18 protein-coding genes and 1 pseudogene are annotated in these 19,932 nt (G+C 63.2%); 8 read left to right on the top strand and 11 right to left on the bottom strand.

Going from position 1 to position 19,932, the window contains the following annotated elements; genetic code table 11:
• Nucleotides 1-33 precede the first annotated feature (33 nt).
• Nucleotides 34-1,344, top strand: coding sequence for a glycoside hydrolase family 16 protein (locus HAP54_RS09590; protein ID WP_166299570.1), 1,311 nt, complete (start codon nt 34-36; stop codon nt 1,342-1,344).
• 1,420 nt (nt 1,345-2,764) lie between these two features.
• Here HAP54_RS09590 and HAP54_RS09585 read toward each other — a convergent pair.
• Nucleotides 2,765-2,908 carry a hypothetical protein gene (locus tag HAP54_RS09585; RefSeq protein ID WP_166299569.1) on the bottom strand — a complete coding sequence of 48 codons (144 nt, stop codon included), beginning with the start codon at nt 2,906-2,908 and terminating at the stop codon, nt 2,765-2,767.
• 169 nt (nt 2,909-3,077) lie between these two features.
• Between HAP54_RS09585 and HAP54_RS09580 the strand changes: the two genes are divergently transcribed.
• The gene (locus HAP54_RS09580) at nt 3,078-3,341 is read left to right on the top strand and encodes a hypothetical protein (protein WP_166299568.1); all 264 of its coding nucleotides are present in this window, start codon (nt 3,078-3,080) and stop codon (nt 3,339-3,341) included.
• 71 nt (nt 3,342-3,412) lie between these two features.
• Here HAP54_RS09580 and HAP54_RS09575 read toward each other — a convergent pair whose 3' ends face one another.
• The 3 genes from HAP54_RS09575 to HAP54_RS09565 are packed head-to-tail and all read right to left on the bottom strand — an operon-like array spanning nt 3,413 to nt 4,694.
• Complete coding sequence (locus HAP54_RS09575; RefSeq protein WP_248114250.1) at nt 3,413-3,643, bottom strand: DUF6161 domain-containing protein; 231 nt, start codon at nt 3,641-3,643, stop codon at nt 3,413-3,415.
• Entirely contained in the window at nt 3,583-4,098 is a 516-nt protein-coding gene (locus HAP54_RS09570) for a hypothetical protein (protein WP_166299566.1), read from the bottom strand. The genes HAP54_RS09575 and HAP54_RS09570 overlap by 61 nt, the downstream gene beginning before the upstream one ends.
• Nucleotides 4,099-4,100: 2 nt before the next feature.
• Complete coding sequence (locus HAP54_RS09565) at nt 4,101-4,694, bottom strand: DUF927 domain-containing protein (protein ID WP_248114510.1); 594 nt, start codon at nt 4,692-4,694, stop codon at nt 4,101-4,103.
• A 211-nt stretch (nt 4,695-4,905) separates the two neighbouring features.
• On the opposite strand from HAP54_RS09565, the gene HAP54_RS09560 reads away from it, so the two are divergent.
• On the top strand, nt 4,906-5,349 hold the full coding sequence (locus tag HAP54_RS09560) for a hypothetical protein (RefSeq protein ID WP_248114251.1): 444 nt from the start codon (nt 4,906-4,908) through the stop codon (nt 5,347-5,349).
• Between the two features lie 96 nt (nt 5,350-5,445).
• Here the strand turns inward: HAP54_RS09560 and HAP54_RS09555 are convergent, their stop codons facing one another.
• The 6 genes and pseudogenes from HAP54_RS09555 to HAP54_RS09530 all read right to left on the bottom strand — a co-directional run bounded on the left by HAP54_RS09555 (nt 5,446) and on the right by HAP54_RS09530 (nt 12,978).
• Nucleotides 5,446-6,942: a sugar ABC transporter ATP-binding protein gene (locus HAP54_RS09555; RefSeq protein ID WP_166299565.1), complete on the bottom strand. Its 1,497-nt coding sequence runs from the start codon at nt 6,940-6,942 to the stop codon at nt 5,446-5,448.
• Complete coding sequence (locus HAP54_RS09550) at nt 6,939-8,036, bottom strand: hypothetical protein (RefSeq protein ID WP_166299564.1); 1,098 nt, start codon at nt 8,034-8,036, stop codon at nt 6,939-6,941. Before HAP54_RS09550 ends, HAP54_RS09555 begins: the two co-directional genes overlap by 4 nt.
• A pseudogene (locus HAP54_RS09545) lies at nt 8,033-10,155 on the bottom strand (ABC transporter permease). Before HAP54_RS09545 ends, HAP54_RS09550 begins: the two are co-directional and overlap by 4 nt.
• A 70-nt stretch (nt 10,156-10,225) precedes the next feature.
• A complete protein-coding gene (locus tag HAP54_RS09540; protein ID WP_166299563.1) occupies nt 10,226-11,242 on the bottom strand; it encodes a sugar ABC transporter substrate-binding protein in 1,017 nt (338 codons plus the stop codon).
• Between the two features lie 36 nt (nt 11,243-11,278).
• Complete coding sequence (locus HAP54_RS09535) at nt 11,279-12,250, bottom strand: ABC transporter permease (protein WP_166299562.1); 972 nt, start codon at nt 12,248-12,250, stop codon at nt 11,279-11,281.
• Entirely contained in the window at nt 12,247-12,978 is a 732-nt protein-coding gene (locus HAP54_RS09530; RefSeq protein ID WP_166299560.1) for a TetR/AcrR family transcriptional regulator, read from the bottom strand. The genes HAP54_RS09535 and HAP54_RS09530 overlap by 4 nt, the downstream gene beginning before the upstream one ends.
• Before the next feature lie 371 nt (nt 12,979-13,349).
• On the opposite strand from HAP54_RS09530, the gene HAP54_RS09525 reads away from it, so the two are divergent.
• A complete protein-coding gene (locus HAP54_RS09525; protein ID WP_166299558.1) occupies nt 13,350-13,541 on the top strand; it encodes an MJ0042-type zinc finger domain-containing protein in 192 nt (63 codons plus the stop codon).
• A gap of 41 nt (nt 13,542-13,582) precedes the next feature.
• On the opposite strand, the gene HAP54_RS09520 is transcribed toward HAP54_RS09525, so the two are convergent.
• Nucleotides 13,583-14,605 carry an AraC family transcriptional regulator gene (locus tag HAP54_RS09520; protein ID WP_166299556.1) on the bottom strand — a complete coding sequence of 341 codons (1,023 nt, stop codon included), beginning with the start codon at nt 14,603-14,605 and terminating at the stop codon, nt 13,583-13,585.
• Nucleotides 14,606-15,098: 493 nt separating this feature from the next.
• Between HAP54_RS09520 and HAP54_RS09515 the strand changes: the two genes are divergently transcribed.
• The 4 genes from HAP54_RS09515 to phaZ are packed head-to-tail and all read left to right on the top strand — an operon-like array spanning nt 15,099 to nt 19,929.
• Nucleotides 15,099-16,751 (top strand): fatty acid--CoA ligase, encoded by a 1,653-nt coding sequence (locus tag HAP54_RS09515; RefSeq protein WP_166299554.1) that lies wholly within the window; start codon nt 15,099-15,101, stop codon nt 16,749-16,751.
• Between the two features lie 43 nt (nt 16,752-16,794).
• Complete coding sequence (locus HAP54_RS09510; RefSeq protein WP_166299552.1) at nt 16,795-17,271, top strand: MaoC family dehydratase; 477 nt, start codon at nt 16,795-16,797, stop codon at nt 17,269-17,271.
• Nucleotides 17,268-18,971: an alpha/beta fold hydrolase gene (locus HAP54_RS09505; RefSeq protein ID WP_166299550.1), complete on the top strand. Its 1,704-nt coding sequence runs from the start codon at nt 17,268-17,270 to the stop codon at nt 18,969-18,971. Before HAP54_RS09510 ends, HAP54_RS09505 begins: the two co-directional genes overlap by 4 nt.
• The gene (gene phaZ / locus HAP54_RS09500) at nt 18,964-19,929 is read left to right on the top strand and encodes a poly(3-hydroxyalkanoate) depolymerase (RefSeq protein ID WP_210297545.1); all 966 of its coding nucleotides are present in this window, start codon (nt 18,964-18,966) and stop codon (nt 19,927-19,929) included. Before HAP54_RS09505 ends, phaZ begins: the two co-directional genes overlap by 8 nt.
• Nucleotides 19,930-19,932: the final 3 nt, after the last annotated feature.

Below are 19,932 nucleotides of genomic sequence, written 5' to 3'. Positions count from 1 at the left end.
AATTCTCGGTTCAATCCTCGGAAGGAACATGGAATGGCCCTTGCCGCGCCAGCAGGCTTTACGTCAAGCAATCTCGTCTATCAGGACAGCTTTTCCAGTTCGCTAGACAGCGACTGGCACACCTACATCACGAGCCGCGCCGCCAACGGTTCGGCGTGGAACAGCTATGGATCGGGTGGAAGCGGGCCGGGCGGCCCGTACGATGCCGATTACGACATGCCGAGCCAGGTGACCGTGAGCAACGGTCTGCTGAATCTCACAGCGGCCAAGCAGACCGTCACCGGCATGAATCAGGGCTCGGTGCAGTCATTTCCGATTACGTCGGGCGCCGTCAGCAGCTACGGCAACTTCGAGTTTAACGGCGGTTACCTTCAGATCAGCATGAAGGCGCCGAGCGGCAATGGTGCATGGCCAGGGCTTTGGCTGATGCCCGGCGCAGGCTCGAACAGCGGCGACAATTTCGAGATCGATATCCAGGAGGGGGGATATACCGGCTCGGGACCGGCAAACCAGGCCTTCTCCTGGCATCTTCACTCGCCGTCAGGGACGGTCGGCGGTGTTGTCGACACCGGCGTCGATCTCACGGCCGGCTTCCATACCTACGGCATCAATTGGGTGCCCGGCCAATCGATCACCTGGTACCTCGACGGAAGACAGATCGCGACGGTGACCAGCGCGCAGGCGCAGATTCCGAACCAGCCGATGCAGCTGATCATGAGCAATCAGGTCGCGAATTCAAACGCGGCCGGCTGGCATACTGCACTTGATGGCTCTACCCCCTCGACGATGCAGATGCAGATCGACGAGATCCAGCTCTATCGATTGCCCGGCGGCGCCGGCTCCGTTACTGGAGCGAGGGTCGACACCTCCTCGCCGGTCACGCCACCGTCCCAGCCGACCACGACCAGCACTTCGGACACGACCGCTACCTCAACTACCACTCCGACCACTGTTGTCACGCCGACTGCAACCTCGGACACGACTTCGCCGAGTACCGCGGCAGTCGACCCGGGAACGGCTACTACAACGACCGTCCCCAGCTTCCTAAGCGCCATGGGACTGGCTTCACCGTCCGGCTGGTCGGCGAGCACGACCGGCGCAAGCACTGGAAGCTGGGCAAACCAAGATTTTGCGCAACCGAGCTCGTTGGCAGACCCCGCACGGCAGACGGCCTCTTGGTCTGGAGATCAGGGCACGGCGGCGTCTCAGGCAAGCAACAGCTTTGCGTTGCTGAACCAGTATCTGACCAGTAGCTCCGGTCGGGTCGATGGGGGTTCGATCGCTGTAGCGATGGGCGCCGCCGCCTGGACACAGGACTCGTTCCTGACCAAACCTCAGAGCTAGTGCGTTAGCGGGCCTCACGCGGGGGGCTGGCCCTTCAAGGGGCAATCCGTTGTGTGGTGAGCCTTGGCGTGTGTCGTCCGGCAACGTCGTCGCCAAGGCTTTCACGCCCGTGAATGGGGTGCGCTTCAGCTCATCAACTACAACTCGAGGGCAGTTTGCCAGTCGGAGCTTCGTGCCCTTCGGCAAGTGCTCAAGAGCAGGTGTTGAGTATTAGTGGCGATCTCGTCGCGCTTGATCGAGGCGTGCGCGGCATGGAACGTAATATGTCGGCCGGAACTGGCGGGCGACTTCGGGCGGGATCTCGATCGGTTTTCGGGTAATCGGCATCCCCGGAAGATAGGTATCGGGGGCCCGTTTGGCGAACTCAACGAAAGCGGCCCCAACCTGGGGGCCGCCAACCCGAGCGATACGGGTTTTCTTCCAGCAGTCGGGGGGGCGCCCTTGGCTGGAAGCTTCATATAGACGTTCGGTCGGTCCGATCGTTCCTTACCTACAGCGAATTCGGGAAAAAATGGCAATTCCTGACAGCCATGTTAGATTTGGAATCTCGGGTGTCACGCCCCGATTTTCATTGATGCATAGGAAAAACTTGGCCCCAGTGCTCCGACGCTCTGGGGTTCTTTCTGTTGCACGCATCTTCTGGAGTAGCCCGCCAGCGTAGTACCGATTGCCACTTTTTCCCGATACTGTGAATGGCGCTCCTCCGGAAAGGGGCGCCCCACGAAGCGGCCCCGGTGTGCTCCCCAAGCCCGACCGGGGCCGTTTCGCTTCAACGCCGCCAAGGAATTAAAGCATAGGCCTATGCGCATCGGCTGGGTTGTCGCGGCGCCTATGCACGGTACGCATTCATATGCGGTCCATTCGCGTGGTTGCCGCTAGGGCGCAACACCGCGCGCCTGATCCTTCAAGTCCAAACTAGGCCCCGGCTTGTGTCCCCTCGCTGGGGCCGGTTCTTTTTGGAGTGGCCTAGCCAGAGACGCCTTTGCTGAAATTTATCACCTCGCCCCAGTCTAGCCGCGTATCGACCCAACCGACCTTGCCGCAAGCGGTGCACTTCAGGTGCGCCCAGATGTCGTACGAATCTCAGTCGGGGGATTAGGGCTCAACGCTGCCCGCTTAAAATGCACGCGGGCAGCGTTGGCTCTAGCCCCAGGATGTAAAGTGCAAAATCCTGACGAGTAGAATACCGCGCAGGCGCGCGATCGTTTCGTACCTCGGAGGGGGCAGCTCGCTGATCGTTGTTCGTAGGAACGAATGGATACGGCAGAGTCGGCGTTCCAGCTCCCAGTCGCTCCTCAGCCCCTGGGAGTAGCGATCCCTGGCGCTGTGACTAACGTCCGGCGCTGGGGGCGCTGGTTTTAAGCTATCGCTACGTGCGCCTGGCCTGAGGCAGCGATCTCGATCACGATCTCCAGTTTTCTCAAAATGGCACGGCGCCCCCCATGTCATGCCAGTTCGGAACGATGTGCACAGCGCCAGCAACGCCACCGGTGGTGCAGACCAAACGCCAGCCGACGCGCGACCAGGACTGATCCTGCGGCAATGCGTCCAGACGGACGTCCACCATCCTGTTGCAGTCGCCATGGCATTTTATGTTGCACGTCACATGTCCGTCCGCGAGCCATTCCCCGGGGCTACCGGGCGGGAAGGAGCGGCCGGACCATTTTGTGTAGCGGCGTGACGGCATAAGCGGATGATCGCGCCGATCGCACGCGTAGAGAAGCCGCTAGGATTTGGCGATCGAACGGCCCGTTGCGCTATTGGTTGGTCAATTGTTCTTCCCGGAAAAGGCTGGCAGCTCGCCGCTACATGCTGGCGGCGATATCAATCCCATAGCGCGCGAGAGCAAGAGACAAACCAAGCCGATAACGCTGAACAGCGTAACCGTGGCGAGGGTGGACACCGGGCGCGAGGCGTCGAAATCATCCGTCGCAGGCTTCGAAAGGCTGAACATGAAACCCTCCTCAAAAGTAGAGGAGTGTAAGCGTCAAACCTGACGTGGGGCTGACGGGTCGTCCGGCAACGTCGTCGCCAAGGTTCTCACGCTCTCACGCCCCCCGTGCTGGCGTCATGGTTTTCTAATGAGCGCCTGTAGCAGTCCGCCGACTTCTGGAGCTGCATCATCTTTAATTATTCCGTCTGAGCCGGGCCTAAACAGTGCCGTCAAGATTACTTGCCGGTCCTTCTCTTCGACCTCTTCGACGGATTTGCTTTTTGCGAGAGCCAGGAAGGTCATGATCATTGTCCTTCGCTCCTCAGCGTCAGTCGCGAGGTGATAGGCACTGAGATATACCCGCAAGAGAATCCGACCGACCCAAAATGCGACGGTCGTAATGAGCAGGCAAATGCTGCGGCCTTGAAAAGTGCGGCGTAGGGAACGGCGGCTCCATCTGTGGGCAGATGCGATGCTGCACGGTCATAAAGGCAATAAAGGACATATGTCGCCCCTGCCGAGAATACGATCAGTATCGCCAATGCGACGCGATAGGCTAGGCGATTTTGGTCCGCGCGAAGTCTCCAGTATCGGACTGGCCCCTGCAACTGCATGCGTGTCTCGTAGGCTAACGTGATGCCTTCCAGGCCAGACTTCAGCTTCTCGAATTCGGACTGACGTTCACTTTGAGAACTGGAGTGCTGGTCGTCGAATTCTTGTCTTTTCTGTGCAAATTGCTCCTCGGCTTTTGTCGTCTGCGTTTCGTACTCCATTGCCGCGTGGATCAAAACATCCCGCAATTCGCTGGCATCGGCGAGCATGCCTACTTTCGTCTGTCTTTCGCGGCAAGCTGCGACAACTCGTCCAGGCAAAGAAGGGTGTCGCTGTGGGCGAGAGCGACGCCTTCAAGTCCGTTCGCGGTTGCGCGCCACGATCGAACATAGCCGTTTGCATCGCCGCCGCCCCACACTGAGCCAGCGACATGCAGCGCGGTGCTTTTGCCCGTCGATGACGCGCCCTCGAAATGCAGCCCCCCGCCTTCCGCGGAGCATGGACCGACAAGCGGTCCGGCGAACGCTGCAGAGATGGCCAGCACCAGCCGCTTGTTCCCGCTGGCATAGCGCGTAACATTCTGCTGCCAACTCGCCAAGGTGCCAGACTGGCGGAAGGAGTGTTCATGAGCGGTCACGCTCTGCAATAGCAGAGTGTCGCGACGGTCAACGCCGAAACAGTCGTCCGGCATCACGAACGAATTGCTATGCCAGCCGACTCGCTGCGTAGCTCGCGCTCGGTTTGGGCTTTTCACCTGAAGCAGGAAGCTATTGAACAGGCCGCGCGCGGTTTGGCTCGGCGCGATAAAAAATCGGCCGTCCATGAGGAGCTGACGCGCGATTCGACATCGGCCGAAGTGAATCACGATCAATTCCCTGACTGTCCGACGGTGTTTCCGTTTGTTTCCCCTGCGGATAGCAACTTCACGGCATCGCTAACCGCACACGGCTCGACGCGGCGGTGGCGCAGTGGAAGCCGGACGCCTAGCCCCGGAGGAAATACATCCGCATTGCTCGATCGCGGCGCTGCCTGTCCCGCTACGCAAACTTTCGTCTCAGCCGCAGAACCTGTTCGCCATGTCCGGCGACAAACATCTCAAGCCAACGGGCGGCGACCTTCAGTGCGTCCGGGAGGATGAAATGATGTCGGACAGGTCCATACTCGCCTGCATCGTCTGCAGCGCCGTGATGCTCGGTGCTCTGGGCGCGTCCGTGCATGCGCAGACGCCGTGGGGCTGCAAGGAGCCGCAGACCGGCACCAGTCGGGTCCCGATATTCTCGCCGCCGCTCGCCAATGTGGTGACGGGCACGGGGCGGCTGCAATTCTATTCGGCGCCGAATCTGCACTGTCCGGTCAGCGGTGTCTTCGTCATTCCGAATGACGAGCTCGTCGCCTATGCGCAAACCAGTGATGGCTGGTCGTCGGTGATGTACATCAATCCGCGGACGGGCAACGACGTCTCGGGTTGGGTGCGGTCGGCGAGGCTGAAGACGACCGGAACCGTCGGCCCAAAGCAGTAGGCCGTCAGGATCGCGGCCGATGCGGCGGGCTCGCTCAATGCGATCGTGCTCCGGCACGGCATCGCGAGCTGGCCGTAACGCATGCCCGCCGGGGCATCAATGGATCGCCGCATACATAATCTTCTCCTCGGTGGCTTCGACCGCGGAGAATTCCTCGACCACCTTGCCCTGGCGCGACACCAGGATGCGGTCGGAGAGCGCCATGATCTCGGGCAGATAGGACGAGATCACCACCACCGCCTTGCCCTCGTCGGCGAGCTGGTTGATCAACTCGTGGATCTCGACGATGGCGCCGACGTCGACGCCGCGCGTCGGCTCGTCGAAGATGATCAGCTCAGGCTCCTGCACCAGCGACTTGGCGATCACTACCTTCTGCTGGTTGCCGCCTGAGAGCTCGACCACCTTGGCCTCGTCGCCGATGGCGCGGACCTTCAGCCGCTGGGTCCAGGTCTTGCCGACCGAGTTGGTCTCGCGCCCCGACAGCAGCATCCGCCCGCCGGGGAACTTGGAGAGCAGGCCGAGATAGATGTTGCGGGCGATCGAGGCGGTCTCGAAGAAGCCCTCCACCTTGCGGTCCTCGGTCACGTAGGCAATGCCGGCTTTGACCGCCGGCGCCGGGACCCGGTAGCGCACCGGCTTGTCATGCAGCAGGATCTCGCCGCCGTGGAAGAAGTCGCGCTTCAGCACGCCGGAGACGATCTTGAAGGTCTCGGTGCGACCCGCGCCGACCAGGCCGAACACGCCGGTGATCTGCCCGGCAAACACCGAGAGCGAATTGTTCTTCACCATCGGCGCCATCTTGAGGTTCTGCACGGTGAGCACGCGGGCGCCTGCCGGCCGGACGCTGGTCTTCCGCGCGCCGTACAGCGTGTTGGACAAGTCGCGTCCGACCATCGCCTGCACGATCGCCGCGCGGTCGAATTTCGCCGCGTCGTCGGTGATCACGTGCTTGCCGTCGCGCAACACGGTGATGCGGTCGGCGAGCAGCAGGGCCTCTTCCAGGGCGTGCGAGATGAAGATGATCGAGACGCCGCGCTTCTTGAGGTCGCGGACCAGGTCGAAGAAGTACTTCTTCTCTTCGGGCGTCAGCGACGCGGTCGGCTCGTCGAAGATGATGACCTTGGCCTTGTGCAGGACCGCGCGCGCGATCTCGACCATCTGCTTCTTGGCTGCGCCGAGCCCGCTCACGGTCGCGGTCGGCGTGACATCGAAATTGAGCGATTGCAGGAATTGCTGAGCGGCGATGTAGATGCCGCGCAGCCTGTTGTAGAATTTCTCCTGCCCGAGAAAGAGATTTTGCGCCACCGTCATGGTCGGCACCAGGCTGTTCTCCTGGAACACCATGGCGATGCCGAGATTGCGGGCCTCCAGCGGCGTCCGCGGCGCGACCTCCGCGCCATCGACCGTCATGCCGCCCGAGGTCAACGCCACGACGCCGGCCATCACCTTGGTCAGCGTCGACTTGCCGGCGCCGTTCTCGCCGACCAGTGCGTGGATCTCGCCACGGCGGAGCTCGAAGTCGACGCCCTCGATGGCGGGCACGCCGGCATAAAGCTTGGTGGCCTTGCGCAGGGAAAGCACGGTGTCGCTCATGAGCCGACCTCCTCGGCGAGCCCGGCGAGGGGCAGTTTCAGCACGCGGCCCGGTCCCTTGGCGATCAGCACAAGATCACCGCCCACCTCGAGCGCCGCGACGACGCCGTGATTGATGCCGTCGACCCGGCTGTGCAGCGAATACATTGGCTTGCCGTCTTCGCTCAGCCGGATCACGAGTCCGTAGGAACGCGGCGGCGCCCATGGCTTGATGACGCCCATCGTCTTGATGTGTGCGCCCTGCATCGGCTCCTTGAACGAGAAGCCCGAGCGCAGCCGCGGCGCCACCCAATAGGCCGGATCGATCTCGGCCATCATGCGGCGCCGGTAGCCCGGCTCGCGCAGCACGAACTCGATCAGTTGCGTGCGTGCGGTGAATGCGGTGAGCCAGTAGCCGCCGCCGGTGGCCTTCGAGAGCCGCGACGGATAGACGGGCAAGTGACCGAGCACGAGCTGCGGCGGCCTGCCGTCCGCGACCAGGACGAGACGATGCCGCCAGCTCTCGCTGACCAGCAGGCCATCGCCCTGCGCGCAGGCGCCGAAAGCGTAGCCGAGCTTTGACGCCAGCGGCTTCACCGATCGGCTCTTGGGATCGAGCCGGAACACCCGGCCGCTCCGGTTGAGCTCCATCAGGTCGCGCGCCCAGTCGTCGACGCCGCAGCTCGCCGAGCCGTCGGTGGCGATCAAGGTCCCGTCGTCCGCCGGCGTCAGCGCGTTGATCGCATTGAAGGCTGCGTCGCTGAACGTCACGCTCGGCTCGCCAGACGAGGGGTTGGCATAGAGTCGCACCTCTTGGCCGCCAAGCGCGACCGCGATGCCGCCGTCGGCGAGCGTGCAGAGCGCCGAGATCGGCCGATCGAAGCTGCGCAGCTCGGTCGCGGCACTGCCGTTGAGGCGAAGCAGGCGCCGGCCGTCGGCGACATAGAGATTGCGGCCGTCGGTTGCGAGGTCTTCGGGCGCCTCGCATTCCAGCACGGTGGTCGCGGCCTCCAGTTTCTGGTTCGGCTTCAGCGCACCGTCGAACGACGGCACGGTGATGGTGGCCTCGCCACGGCCGAGAAAGCGGTTGGCGAATTCCCTGACAGCCGCGATCACGACAGCTTCCCCCAGCGCTTGTCATACTGCACGTAGTTCGGGTCCGCGTTGTCGAGTTTGTAACGGCCGATCCGGTTGTTCATGATGCCGCCGAGATAGAGATAGCCGCGATGCTCGCGCATCGAGGTGATCATCGGATGGTTCTCGCCGCGCAGGTCCCAGAACGATTCGAGAATCTTGCCCTGCTCGTTGAACTTGACGACGCAGCCGGTGTTGATGTTCGGGAATAGCCATTCGTCGACCGGGACGCGCTTGGCCATGCGGCGGCGGAAGCCGGGCATCTTCCAGGCGAGGTCCAGCGAGGGGCTGCGCATGCCGACCAGCGCCAGCCAGTAATTGCCGTCGGAGGCGAGATTGATGTTGTCGGGATAGCCCGGCAGATTGTCCATCACCACCTCGACCTGGCCCTTCTTCGGCCCGGCGAACCACAGCCGCTTGATCGAGCAGCCGAAGGTCTCGGCGAACAGGATCGACTGGCCGTCGCTGGCGACGCAGATGCCGTTGGGGAATTTGAGGCCGCGCAGCGCGGTGTGCGTGGCGCCGGTTTTGGTGTCGTAGCAGATGATGCGGCCGTTGCCGCGCGCCTCGAGGCCATCGATTGGCCATTCGTCCATCTCGTAGCGCACGGTGGCTTCCGAGAAGAAGATCAGGCCGTCGTCGGTGATGTCGAGGTCGTCGGCCAGCCGCAGGCGGCTGTCGTCGTTCACCGAATGCATGCTGCGATTGGTTTCATCGGTGGCCTTCTCGACCGTACCGTCCGGCTTGATACGGTAGAGGCCCATGCCGCCGATGCAGACATAGAGATTGTCCTGCCGGTCGAAGGCCATGCCGAGCGGCTGACCGCCGATATGGGCGAACACCTCCATCCGCTGATAGTCGGGCGCGTAGAAGCGCATGATGTCGCCATGGCGCGAGCCGGCATAGAGATTGTTGTTGCGATCGAGGATCACGTCCTCCGGCGCCTCTATGCGGCCGAGGCCGATCAGTTCGACGTCGCGCAGCTTGTCGTTCTGCTCGAACGGGCCGCCCTGGCCGATCTCGGTCGCGGGTGGCGGCGGCAAGGCGTGATAGGTCGGCGCGACATAGACCTTGCTGATGATGCGGGTGCGGTTCTTCTGCCAGCGGATGTCGACCATGGCCGCGATCAGCAGAATTCCCGCCAGCGCCATGCGGTTGATGCCGCCCCGCGCGTTGAGCGTGGTCAGGCCGTTGGTGATCAGGAGCACGATCAGCACGCCGACCAGCGATTTGGCGACCGAGCCCTTGCCGCCGCCGAGCGTGATGCCGCCGAGCACGGTCGCGGTCAGCACGATCACCTCGAGGCCGACACCGATGTCGCCGCCGACGGTGCCGAGCCGTGCCGCGAAGAACAGTGCGGCGATGCTGGTCAGCACGCCGCTTGCGACATAGCAGAGCGCGATGGTGCGGCGAACCGGAATGCCGGAATTATAAGCCGAGCGGCGCGAGCCGCCGATCGCGGTGATGTGCCAGCCCGGGCGCAGCCGGGTCATGAAGATATGGCCGAAGATCGCGATGACGATGTAGACCAGTGCGACGCTCGGAATACCGAACACGTCGCCGCCGCCGATGAAATTCCACGACGGGATGTCGGGGAAGGCCGCGGCAATCGAATTGGAGTAGCGCTGGATCAGGAGATCGAACGCCGAACGGTAGATGATCAGGGTGATCAGCGTGGTGATGAAGGCGCGCAGCCGCAAATAGCCGATCAGCACGCCGTTCACGGCGCCGAGCAATGCGCCGCAGAGGAGGGTGGCCACCACCACGGCCGGCACCGGCCAGTTCAGCACGTCGAGCAGATAGAGCGCGCAAAATCCGTCAACGCGAAGATCGATCCGACCGACAGATCGATGCCGCCGACGATGACGACCAGCGCCATGCCGAGCCCGATGAAGCCGATTTCGCCGGCCTGCCGCGCGGTGTCGGCAAGGCTCGACGGCGACAGGAAGTGATCGATAGAGCGGCTGAGCGCGAAGCCGACGATCAAGAGCAGGATCACCGGAATTGCGGTCTCGGTCCAACGCTTCGACAGGATCTCGCCGAGGAGATGATCCGGCCAATAGCGGTAACGCAGGCTCGTCAAGGTGTCGCGCATCGGCATTCCAAAGGCGTTCGATTTGGGAGGTCGACGTCCCGGGCGTGACCCGGGACGTCGAGCGGGAATGGCGAGGCTATTTCTTCAGGTCACTGAGATTCCAGCACGCGGTCTGGCTGTCCGCGTTCTCCTTGGTGATCGGAATCAGGGTCGTGTATTCCGAGCCCTTGATCGAACCGGCCTTGGCGCCCGACGACAGCAGCCACTTGATCGTGCCGGCCATCTGCGCGGCCTGGGTCGGCACGTCGTAGCTCAGGTTGAGGTCGAAGGCGCCGGACTTCACGAGCTCGCAGGCGCCCTTGCGTTCACCGCCGCCGGAGGTCGCCACGAACACCTTGCCGGTCAGGCCGGCTTCCTTCACCGCGGCTGCGGTGCCGATGTCCATGCCGTCCCAGAAGCCGACGATGCCGCAGAGGTCGGGATTCTGCTTCAGCACCGTCTGGGTGATCGCCTTGGCTTTCGCCGCATCCCAGTCAGCCGCCTGGCTCGACACCACCTTGATCTCGGGATGCTTGGCGAGCACGTTCTCAACGCCCTTGAGCGTGTAGGCGCTGGCTGCCGCCGAGAGCGCGCCCTGCACGATGGCGATCTTGTTCGACTTGCCCTGGCAGGCCTTCACCACCGCCTCAGTGTCTTTCTCGCCGATCTCGATCCAGTTGGCGCCGACGAAGGCCGAAGAGCGATAGGCTGACCCCATGTTGATCTGGATCACGTAGATGCCTTCGTTCTCGGCGCGCTGCAGCAGCTTGGCATAGGTCTGCACGTCCGGATTGTGGATCACCATCACGGCCGGCTTTTCCGAGATCAGCGAGGTCACCGCCTGCGCGCCGGCATTGGTGTTCCAGTTCGGATCGCGGATCTCGAACTTCACGCCGAACGGCTCGAGCTCCTTCTTCATGCCGGCGTACCAGCCTTCGGTGAGGTCGAAGTTCATGGCGACCGGAACGTAGGCCACCGTCTTGCCGGCGAGAGCGTCCTTGAACGGCTTCTGGAACGGCTCGTCGAGGCCCTGCTGGGCCAGGGCCGGTGCGGCGATGGCCGCAAGCCCCAGTGCTATGGCGGTCACCTTTGCAGAACTGACAATGCGCTTCATCGCTTCCTCCTTGGTTATGGTTGTTTCTCTGCTTGATCAGATGTCGCCCTGCTGTGCGGTTTCTTCGTTGCGCGGGTTCAGGAATGAATCCGTGATGACCGCGAGCAGCAGGACGACGCCCTTGACGAGATTTTGTCCGGCGTAGGAGATGTCCATGATGGTCATGCCGTTGAGCATGGTGCCGATCAGCAGCGTTCCGATGATGACGTTGAGCACGCCGCCGCGGCCGCCGGACAAGCCGATGCCGCCGAGCACGACGACCAGGATGACGTCGTAGATCAGGGTCGAATTGAAGATGCGGGTCGGCATCGAGTTGACGGATGCCGCCATCACCAGGCCCGCGAAGCAGCCGATCAGCGCCGCGACGACATATTGCAGCACGATGATCGGGCGCGAGGGGATGCCGGTGACGCGGGCCGCATAGGGATTGTCGCCGATCGCGTAGATGTAGGCGCCCCAGCGGGTCCGGCGCAGCAGGAACGCGACCACCGCGCAGGCGGTCGCGAACATCACGATCGAGGTCGGAATGCCGACGATGGTACCCTGTCCGAGCCGCTCGAAGCCGGCCATGCCGTCGCTCCACTGCACGACGTCGAGCTGGAACAGCGCGGTCTGGCCGAGGCCGGCGAGCAGCAGGCCGCTCGCCAGTGTCGCGAACAGCGACGGGACTTCGGCGTAGGCAATCAGCCAGCCATTGACCAAACCGAAGCCGATCGTTAGCAGCACGGCCGTCAGCAGCGAGGCCGGCAGCGAGTGGCCGTTCTGCACCATCTGCAGCACGAGCCCCGGAGGTACCGCGAGGGCTGCGATCAGGGAGATGTCGATGCCGCGCCCGATCACGACGATCGCCATCGCAAGCCCGAGGATGCCGAGCACCGCCACGTTCTGCAGCAGCGTCAGCATGTTCTCCGGCGTCAGAAAGCCGCGCAGGAAAATCGAGAACGCCAGGAAGAGGACAGCAAATACCGCGAAGACGATCTCCTGCTGATTGAACCGCAATCGCTTCATTGCCTCGTCCTTCCTGCGGCCATGGATGCGCCCGTCTGCCTGGATTTTGCGCGGGAGGTGGTCGCGACGCGGCTCGGTCGCGCTCTGCCGGCGACCGCGGCGTCGATAAACGAGCCGACGGCGTTGATGTAGGCCTCGATCGAGGTGCCGCGCCTGCGGTATTTCCAGCGTTTGACGTACCAGTCCTGCAGCAGCGGCTTGATCAGCGAGGCCGTCAGCGTGATCTGATCGATCGCGAAGACCCCGCTGGCGACGCCCTGCCTGAGGACGTCCGCGATGATCTTCTCGGTCATCACCTCCATCTCGATGGCGCGCTGGCGTTCTGCGGCCGGAAACGACTTCGCTTCCATGAAGCAGAACACGAACCAGGGCTGCATCGCCTCGCTCATGCGAATATGGGTCGCGATGATCCAGTGCAGATGCTTGCGCGCATCCTGCTTGACGTTGGCGGGCGGCGAGTTGAGCACCTCCGCCGCCGTCTCGGCGACCTCGCCGAGGATCATCGACAGCAGCGTCGGTTTGCTGTCGAAATAGGTGTAGAGGCCGCCCATGCTGAGGCCGGAGGCCTCCGCGAGCTGGCGCAGGGTGGTGGCGTGAAAGCCGTGCTTGTTGGAAAGCGTGAGCGTCGCGCCGATGATGCGCGTGAGGTTCGGAACGGCGAGATGCGTTTTCTGGACCCGGATGGAATCGCGATGACGTTCGAGGATGCGTGCGCAAAGCACCTCCATCGCGAACGCATTCGTCCCCGGCCGCTGACGCGCGAGACCCAAATTGCCTCCCTGGCTATGTTCCCGGACCATTTCATTTTGTTGCTGGTCCGGGTGTGGGCTTTGCGCCCTTGCGTCATTCCTAGCCTACGAAACGGCCGTCGGAAAAGGGGGATGAGCAAATTTTCTGAGAGAGCGCTCGCTCGTTTTTTAGCGCATTCGCTTTGTTTGCCTGTGGCCCAGCATTGCTCTTGCGGCTCTCGGGAATTTTTCGGTTGAAAGGACAGCACAAATTCCCGGTGCTCCGGTCGACCTACATCCAGCTAGGCGGCCGTCACATTTCCGACGATGGGTGTGTGGGAGACTGCAGAGAGCAACCGCTTGCTGATTCGATGCGCAAATCCGATGTGACTTGTCCCCATTGCGAGGCCGGCTATCGCCGGATCGAATTGACGTCGAAGGGTGGCGCCGCAGGTGAGTTTCGCTGCCTGGTGTGCGGCCACATGATCGAGCTGATGGATGGTTCGACCGATGTCGCGTTTCGGCTGACCGTGCAGCCGAGCAAGACGTCCTACGCCTTCTAAGACCGGTACCACCCAAGCGGACGACGAGGTCGCGGCTGAAGCTATTCGCCGCGGATATCGCTCGGCGCCTTGTTGGTCCAGCGGTGGAACGCGCGCCGGAAGTTTGCCGCATCGCTGAAGCCGAGCGCCAGGGCGATGTCTTCGTTGGCCAGCGTCGTGTTGCGGAGATATTTCAGGGCAATCTGGGTGCGCAGCTCGTCGTGCAGTCCGCGAAAGGAAAAGCCCTGCTGACGAAGCTGGCGCCGCAGCGACCGGTCGTTCACGCCGAGCTGCTTGGCGATGGCCTCGAACGTCGGGGGATTTGCGATGTCGCGGAGCAGGATGGCGCGAATTTTGCCGGCAACGCCGGTTCGTAATCTCAAGTCTCCGAGCAAGTCGTCGCAGAGGGCCACGATGGTCGGATATGTCGTCTTGTTGCCGAGATCCGCGCTCCGGTCCAGCAATTGCGCCTTGAAGACAATCTGGTTGGCGGGCTGATCGAAGCGCACCGGGCATCCGACATGATCGAGCGGAAGATCGAAGTCCGCCGCCTGCGGGTAAGCGAGCGTGACTTCGGAGGGGACAAAGCCCGGCCCCATGATGTCGCGCATCAGCGAGATATGGATGCCGATCTGCATCTCGGCGACGAAGCGGTAGAGCGCGGAATCGGCAAACGCGTGCAGATTGGGCTCGATGGTCCATCTCGCATGGGCCTTGTCTTCAGTGAAGTCGATCGCCGCCAGCGGCGCCGCCAGCGCGTGGTAGCGCATCGCGAATTCCATCGCCTTGCGAAAGTCCGGGCAGCACAGCAGCGCATAGCCGTACATTCCGTAGGTCGAGATGTGGATCGATGCGCCGATGCGATAGGGCAGATGACGGTCGGTCGACAGCCGCAACGCGTTTTGACAGACCGTTATCAGCTGCGTCAGCGAGATCCGCGCTTGCGGCGAATGAACCTCGGCAAGCGGAATGTTCGTGTTGCGCAGGATGGCGTCGGCCGGGACGCCGTGACTCGCCAGCATGTCGAAGACGGCGCCGAGCTTGGTTGTCTCGTAGACCTTGTCGCCGGCGCCGACGCTCAGCATGTCGCTGCGAGGGCCCAGGGGTCTCTTCGGTCGCGTGGTTGGTTGCAACTCGCACCAGCCTTTCCTGCGGCGCAGCAAATAGAGATGACAACGCTTGAGACGATCCAGCTTCTCCGAAGCGGCGGCCGTTCGCCATCATCACGGAACATAACTGGTTCGCGGCACAACCCAAGAAATATCACCGGTCATATCCGCAGACATATCAGCGGGTTCGCCCTTGTTGCAAGGCAGCAGAAAGCGCGTCGAAAAGACGCCGCCGGCGTCAGAGAGAGCAGCTTTGTTCAAGACGGCTGCCGTCGATGAGAGCAGCTTGTCCGGCTAAGACCCCGCCGATGTCCGTTTCGGACCTTCACAAATCTCGGGCATCACGCGAGGCTTCGTCCTAATGTCACACGGTCGGACCGTCGTGACAAAAGACGGCAGACCACGCGATCCGCTCGCTTAAGAAATGCGGACGTTGGCCGGGGGACATGCCAGGTCGAGGGAGGCTTCCATGGTTGGAAGACTGATTCAGACTGCCCAATCCGCCTATCAATATCCACTGATCTTCAAGCAGCTCTGGCACACGCCGCGCGTGCAGGCGCCGGACCAGGAGATCGTCTATCGCGATCTCAAGCGATTCACCTACCGGCAGACGAGAGAGCGGATCGGCCGGCTCGCCTCGGCGCTCAGCAAGGCAGGCGTCGAACCCGGCGACACCGTCGGCGTGCTCGAATGGGACAGCCACCGCTTCCTCGAAGCCTTCTTCGCGATCCCGATGATGGCGGCCGTGCTGCAGACGGTGAATGTCCGCCTGTCGCCGGAGCAGATCGCCTACACGATCGATCACGCCGGCGCATCGACGCTGCTCGTCAACGACGAGTTCGTCGGACTACTTGAAGGCATCAAGGCGCAACTGCCCAAGGTCAAACGGCTGATCGTGATGTCGGACAAGCCGTCGCCGCAGACCGGCGGCCTGTCCTTCATCGGTGAATATGAAAGCCTGCTGGCTGCCGCTTCGCCCGACTACGACTTTCCCGATTTCGACGAGAACACCCAGGCCACCACCTTCTACACGACCGGGACGACCGGCCTGCCGAAAGGGGTCTATTACAGCCACCGCCAGCTCGTGCTGCACTCGCTCGCCGGGCTCGCGCTGTTCGGCATGGCGGGGTCGCAGGGGCGTTTCTCGCGCGACGACGTCTACATGCCGATTACGCCGATGTTCCACGTCCACGCCTGGGGCTTCCCCTGGTCGGCGACGCTGGCCGGCACCAAGCAGGTCTATCCGGGTCGCTACGAGCCGGCGATGCTGGTCAAGCTGATCAAGAGCGAAGGCGTCACCTTCACCCATGGCGTGCCGACCATCCTGCAGATGCTGCTCAACGCCGCCGCTGCGGCGAACGTTGATCTCAAAGGTCTCAAGATGGTGATCGGTGGCTCGGCCTTGCCGAAGGCGCTGGCCAAGCAGGCGCTGGCGGCGGGCATCGACATCTTCGCCGGTTACGGCATGTCGGAAACCGGCCCGCTCGCCGCGGTCTCCCATGTCCAGTCCAAGGACCTCAGCGGCGATCCCGACGGCGAGGTCGAATTCCGCACCCGCGCCGGCATCGCCGGCCCGCTGGTCGACCTGCGCATCGTCGATCCCGACATGAAAGACGTGCCGCATGACGGCAAGTCCGCCGGCGAGATCGTGCTGCGGGCACCCTGGCTCACCCAGGGCTACTTCAACAATCCCGAGGGCTCGGAGCAGCTCTGGGAGGGCGGCTATCTGCACACCAGCGACATCGCGGTGGTCAGCCCGGGCGGCTACGTCCAGATCACCGACCGCATCAAGGATGTGATCAAGACCGGCGGTGAATGGGTCTCGTCGCTGCAGATCGAGGATCTGATCACGCAATGCGCCGGTGTTGCCGAGGCCGCGGTGATCGGCGTCAAGGACGAGAAATGGGGCGAGCGGCCGCTCGCGCTGGTGGTCAAGAAGCCCTCCGGTGCCGACGGCCTCAGCGACGTCGCCATCAAGGACCACCTCAAGGTGTTCGCCGACAAGGGTGTCATCTCGAAATACGGCATCCCCGGGACGATCCTGTTCATCGACAGCATCCCCAAGACCAGCGTCGGCAAGATCAACAAGAAGGAGCTGCGCGAGCAGTACGGCAACATGTGACCAGCGCAAGGGCAGCCGAGAAGGGATCGAGGAGGACCACAAGATGAGCAACCTCACGCTTGCCGGCCTGGGCGAACATGTCGGACGGGAGCTCGGAATCTCCGACTGGGTCACGGTCGACCAGCAACGTATCGACGCCTTTGCGTCCTGCACCGGCGATCACCAGTGGATTCATGTCGACGTTGAACGGGCGAGGCGCGAGAGCCCGTTCCGCGGTCCGATCGCGCATGGCTATCTGACGCTCGCGATGGTGGCGCCGCTTGCGATGCAGGTCGGCATCATCCCGCGCGACGCCGCAGCCGGCCTGAACTACGGGATCGACAAGGTCCGCTTTCTGGCGCCGGTGCCGTCCGGCGCCCGCGTCAGGTTGCGCGTCGTGCTTGCCGGCATCGAGCCGAAGGACGGCGGTCAGGTGATCATGAAGACCCAGAACACGCTGGAGGTCGAAGGCTCGGAGAAGCCGGCTCTGATCGCCGAAACGCTGGCCCTTCTGATTCCCGCGGCGGGAGCAAAGCAATGAGCAGGGAACATCGCAGTCCGGAATCGCCGGCATCCGACATGTCCGAGGCGGCGTCCAGGAATACGCTGGCGCTCAACCCACTGGTCGGTATCCAGGGGCAGGACCTCGTCGAGGGCGCCGGCATCCTGTTCAAGGCCGTCATCAACGAGCCGAAAGTCGCGACCGAGCAGTGGCTGTCCTTCGTCGGCGAACTCGGCTCCATCGTGTCCGGCAAGTCCGAGCGCGCGCCGAAGGCGGGCGACAAGCGGTTTGCCGATCCGACCTGGAAGGAGAGCTCGCTGCACTCTGGCCTGCTCAAGGCCTATCTGGCCTGGGGCGAGGCGGTGAACGGCCTGGTCGACAAGACCAGCCTCAGCGATATCGACAAGCAGCGCGCGCACCTGATCACAGAAATCCTGATCGATGCCGTCGCGCCGACCAACACGATGCTCACCAACCCGGCGGCGGTCCGCAAGTTCATCGACACCGGCGGACAGAGCCTGTGGTCAGGTCTGAAGAACTATATCGGCGATCTGACGCAGAATCGCGGCATGCCGTCGATGGTGGACATGAGCGCCTTCAAGGTCGGCGAGAACCTCGCGACCACGCCGGGCGCGGTGATCTTCCGCAACGAGCTGCTCGAATTGATCCAGTACACGCCGACGACGCCGAAGGTCAGGAAGCGGCCGCTTCTGATCACGCCGCCGCAGATCAACAAGTACTACGCGCTCGATCTGTCGCCGGACAAGAGCATGGTGCGCTTCCTGCTTGAGAGCGGCATCCAGGTCTTCGCGGTGAGCTGGCGCAACCCGACCGCGGCGCACCGCGACTGGGGGCTCGATACCTATGTCGCGGCGCTCGACGAGGCCGTCGACGCGGCGCGCGAGATTTCCGGCAGCGAGGACATCTCGATGATGGGATCCTGCTCCGGCGGCATCACCGCGACGGCCTATTTCGCGACGCTTGGCTCAGCCGCCGAAAAGAAGATCAAGAACCTGGTGCTGGCGGTCTGCCTGCTCGACCCCAACTCGGCCGAGGAGAGCACGTTCGGCTGCCTGATGACACCCGAGACCATGCGGGCGGCGAAGGCCTCGTCGCAGCTGCGCGGCATCGTCGACGGCCATGACCTGGCGCGGATGTTCGCCTGGATGCGGCCCAACGACCTAATCTGGAACTACTGGGTCAACAACTATCTGCTCGGCAACCAGCCGCCGGCCTTCGACATCCTGTACTGGAACGCCGATACGACCCGCCTGCCGGCGGCGCTGCATGGCGACTATCTCGATCTCTATTTCTCCAACCCGTTCGTCAACGCCGGCAGGTTGACGCTCAACGACAAGACCATCGACATGAGCAAGGTCAAGGCCGACAGCTACGTCGTCGCCGGCATGACCGACCACATCACGCCGTGGAAGGGCGTCTACAAGACGGCGCAAATCATGGGCGAGGGCACCACCTTCGTGCTGTCGAGCAGCGGGCACCTGCAGAGCCTGATCAATCCGCCGAGCAATCCGAAGGCGTCCTTCTTGATCGGGCCGATCTCCACGGACAAGCCCGATGCGTTCATGGCCTCGGCCGAAAAGCGCAAGGGGAGCTGGTGGCTCGACTGGCGCGACTGGCTGCAGCCGCGCTCGGGCGACGAGGTCAATGCGCCGGCCGTGCTCGGCAGCACGCGCTATCCGACCCTTGCTGCGGCACCAGGAACCTACGTCTTTGACTGAAGATCTCACCAGCGCCGACAAGGCAAGTCCGGCAAAGGTTGGACCGGCAGCCGCCACGCAGCGCGGCGCGATCGAGACACGGCAGATCACGATCGACGGCCAGCTGCTCCAGGTAGCGATCCGGCACGGTGACGGCAGCGGGCCGCCGCTGTTGCTGTTCAACGGGATCGGCGCCAATTGGGAGCTGGCGCGGCCGTTCCTGGAAGCGCTCACCAATACGACCGCCATCATCTTCGATGTGCCCGGTGTCGGCGGGTCGCCAAGGCCGGCATGGCCCTATCGTCCGTCAACGCTGGCGCGGCTGGCCGCCGATCTTGTCGCGGAGCTGGGCCATGTCGAGGTCGACGTCGCCGGCGTGTCCTGGGGCGGCGGAATCGCGCAGCAGTTCGCGCATCAGTTTCCAAAACGCTGCCGGCGGCTGGTGCTTGCCGCGACCGCGCCGGGTTTCACCATGGTGCCGGCAGGCCCTGCGGTGCTGTGGAAGATGGCGACGCCGCGCCGCTACACCGACAAGGGCTACATGAAGACGGTCGCCGCCGACATCTATGGCGGGGCGTTTCGCGATGACCCGTCCCTGATCGGCCGGCATGCGGCGGCGATGCATGGCGCGCGCAGCATGGGTTACTTCTATCAGCTGCTCGCGATGACCGGCTGGACCAGCCTGCCCTGGCTGTGGTCGCTGCCGCAGCCGACGCTGATCCTGATGGGCCGCGACGATCCGCTGGTGCCCCCGATCAATGGTCAGATCATGGCGAGCCTGATCCCGAACGCCGAGCTGCACATGATCGACGACGGGCACCTGTTCATGGTGACGCGGCCAAAGGAAACCGCGGGCCTGATCGAGGCGTTTCTCGCCGACGACAGCCGTCAGGCCGTGTCGTCATCGCTGCTCTCGCGCACCACCAGTTACTTCAGGGATCTCGTTCCAACGTCCGGAGACGGGCGGCAAAAATCGTAACCA

The organism is Bradyrhizobium sp. 2S1, from assembly GCF_011516625.5.
In the GTDB taxonomy this organism is placed as follows: Bacteria; Pseudomonadota; Alphaproteobacteria; order Rhizobiales; family Xanthobacteraceae; genus Bradyrhizobium; species Bradyrhizobium septentrionale.
Note: the sequence above shows the minus strand (reverse complement) of the source record. Positions and strands in the feature narration are given on the sequence as shown.

Bases quoted from the DNA above. Each gene is read 5' to 3' on its own strand.
- HAP54_RS09520 (WP_166299556.1), bottom strand. From the start codon at position 14,605: ATGCTGAGCGTCGGCGCCGGCGACAAGGTCTACGAGACAACCAAGCTC.
- HAP54_RS09570 (WP_166299566.1), bottom strand. From the start codon at position 4,098: ATGCTCGCCGATGCCAGCGAATTGCGGGATGTTTTGATCCACGCGGCA.
- HAP54_RS09560 (WP_248114251.1), top strand. From the start codon at position 4,906: ATGTCCGGCGACAAACATCTCAAGCCAACGGGCGGCGACCTTCAGTGC.
- HAP54_RS09525 (WP_166299558.1), top strand. From the start codon at position 13,350: ATGCGCAAATCCGATGTGACTTGTCCCCATTGCGAGGCCGGCTATCGC.
- HAP54_RS09505 (WP_166299550.1), top strand. From the start codon at position 17,268: ATGAGCAGGGAACATCGCAGTCCGGAATCGCCGGCATCCGACATGTCC.
- HAP54_RS09535 (WP_166299562.1), bottom strand. From the start codon at position 12,250: ATGAAGCGATTGCGGTTCAATCAGCAGGAGATCGTCTTCGCGGTATTT.
- HAP54_RS09515 (WP_166299554.1), top strand. From the start codon at position 15,099: ATGGTTGGAAGACTGATTCAGACTGCCCAATCCGCCTATCAATATCCA.
- HAP54_RS09555 (WP_166299565.1), bottom strand. From the start codon at position 6,942: ATGAGCGACACCGTGCTTTCCCTGCGCAAGGCCACCAAGCTTTATGCC.
- HAP54_RS09510 (WP_166299552.1), top strand. From the start codon at position 16,795: ATGAGCAACCTCACGCTTGCCGGCCTGGGCGAACATGTCGGACGGGAG.
- HAP54_RS09540 (WP_166299563.1), bottom strand. From the start codon at position 11,242: ATGAAGCGCATTGTCAGTTCTGCAAAGGTGACCGCCATAGCACTGGGG.
- HAP54_RS09590 (WP_166299570.1), top strand. From the start codon at position 34: ATGGCCCTTGCCGCGCCAGCAGGCTTTACGTCAAGCAATCTCGTCTAT.
- HAP54_RS09530 (WP_166299560.1), bottom strand. From the start codon at position 12,978: ATGGAGGTGCTTTGCGCACGCATCCTCGAACGTCATCGCGATTCCATC.